This window comes from Anaerotruncus sp. (genome assembly GCF_057433415.1).
Genome location: NZ_DBMDHH010000106.1, coordinates 1 through 1,943, shown reverse-complemented (window position 1 = coordinate 1,943; position 1,943 = coordinate 1). Strand labels below are relative to the sequence as shown.

Genomic DNA, 1,943 nt, shown 5'->3' with positions numbered 1-1,943 from the left:
TCCGGGCGGCCGCTTTTTTATGGGGCTCAGCTCTGCTTGAATTCCGTCCAGATGTCGTTGAAGAGGGCGGTGGCCTCCTCGCCGACGTCCTTGATCGACTCGCCGCTGCGGATCGCATCGTCGGGGATGACCAGCAGGGGATTGGTGATATAGGGGGTCGCCGCCGAGTTGCAGCTCCCGTAGAAGGTCTGCTCGGTGATGCGTGCCGAACGCTCGCCGTCGAGGATGAAATCGAGGAAGGCGTGCGCATTGTCGGCGTGGGGGGCCTTGGCGGGGATAAAGACCGCGTCGATGCCGAATCCGACGCCCTCGGCGGGATAGACCGTCTTGAGCTCGGGATTCGCGTTGAGGGCGGTGATCACCTGGGAGGTGAACATGTAGCCGACCGCCGTCTCGCCCGAGATCATGAGGTTGTAGGGGGTGTTGTAGTCAAACGCCCGGATGTTCGGGCGCAGGGTCATCAGCTTCTCCTTGGCCTGCTCCAGCACGGCGGGGTCGGTCTCGTTGAAGCTCTTGCCCATCGTTTTGAGGGTGATGCCGATGATGTTGCGCGCGTCGTCCATCACGACGACCGAGTCCGCGAACGCCGGATTCCACAGGTCTTCGTAACCCTTGATCTCCACGCCGCCCGTCATGGCGGGGTTGTAAATGATCATCGGCACGCCCGCCGAATAGGGGACGACATACTGGTTGTCCGGATCGAAGAAGGTGTTCTGGTAGGTCGGGTTGATATTTTTGAAGTTGGGGATTTTGGATTTATCGAGCTCCATCAGCAGGCCCTGTCCCCGCGCGATATCGATGATGTAATCGCTCGCGAGCACGATGTCGTATTCGCCGCCCGATTCGAGCTTCATAAGCATCTCCTCGTTCGACTCAAAGGTGCTGTAATTCACCTTGATGCCCGTCTGCTCGGTAAACTCCGCGAGGATATCGTCGGGGAAGTAGGTCGCCCAGGTGAAGACGTTGAGCACCTTTTCATCCGCTTTTTTCCCGCAGGCGCCCAGCGAAAGCGCCAGCACCGCCGCAAGCAGCAGCGCGAGCGCACGTGTCCATTTCCGCATGGTAAGTCCCTTCTTTCTTTTCTGTTCACTCTGATCTATGATTGCAACCGCCGTTTGCGGTGAATCGGCTTCTGATTTTGCCGCCCGGCGGGCGGCGGGGGGGTGCCGGGACCTGCCCCGGCGGGGATTTTTCGCGCCCCTTCGGGGCGCTCCAGATGTGCCGCCTGCGGCGGCGGAGATTGCCGGAACCCGCCCCGGCGGGCGGGCCGACTTCTTGCACGCCCAAGAAGTCGGCGGAAGAAGGGCGCTCAAGGGGGGCTTCAAGCGGCCTGCCCGGGCTACGCCCGGAGCGCGCTACGCGCGACGGCCGCTCAAAGGGCCTCGCCGGCCCTTTGGAACCCGCTTTGAGCCGCCTACGGCGGAATCTTTTGTAAGGAAGCAGGTCGCAAAGCTCGCCCCCCTTGAGAATCCCCCCACCGCTCACGTTCAGCCAGCCGCGGGTAGAAGGCCGGTGCCACTGCGCCCAACAATCCGGTTATCGGAAAGCTCGCCGTGGACGCACGGCAAAACGACGCCCGTCCCGGGCGTTCGCGCGCCCTGCGCGCGTGCGCGGCGTAGCCGCGCAGTTTTCCGCCTCCCCGTGGGTGCTGCGCGCCACGCAAAAGCGGTCGTGCCTCCCCGAATGCACTTTCGGTACTGCTCCGGAGACTCTCGGGCAGAGGCATTGCGCCCGCAGCGCGGCGGCGGGCGGGATGCTGTAGGCTTGTTCGCTCATCCGTGACAGGGCGCCGCCGACTTTGGCCGCAGGCCGACCGGAGGCGGCGCGGGGGTCAAGGGGGCGAAGCCCCTCGTGCCCTTCTTTGGTTCCTTTCTTGGGCAAGCAAGAAAGGAACTCGCTGTCGGTCGACTACCGACAGGCCCTCCGTCCCCCGGGCGGAATAT

1 protein-coding gene is annotated in these 1,943 nt (G+C 63.6%); it reads right to left on the bottom strand.

The features are described from left to right. Positions 1 to 26 precede the first annotated feature (26 nt). The gene (locus ACZO3G_RS14655; RefSeq protein WP_101553003.1) at positions 27 to 1,061 is read right to left on the bottom strand and encodes a polyamine ABC transporter substrate-binding protein; all 1,035 of its coding nucleotides are present in this window, start codon (positions 1,059 to 1,061) and stop codon (positions 27 to 29) included. Between the last annotated feature and the right edge of the window lie 882 nt (positions 1,062 to 1,943).

Bases quoted from the DNA above. Each gene is read 5' to 3' on its own strand.
- ACZO3G_RS14655 (WP_101553003.1), bottom strand. From the start codon at position 1,061: ATGCGGAAATGGACACGTGCGCTCGCGCTGCTGCTTGCGGCGGTGCTG.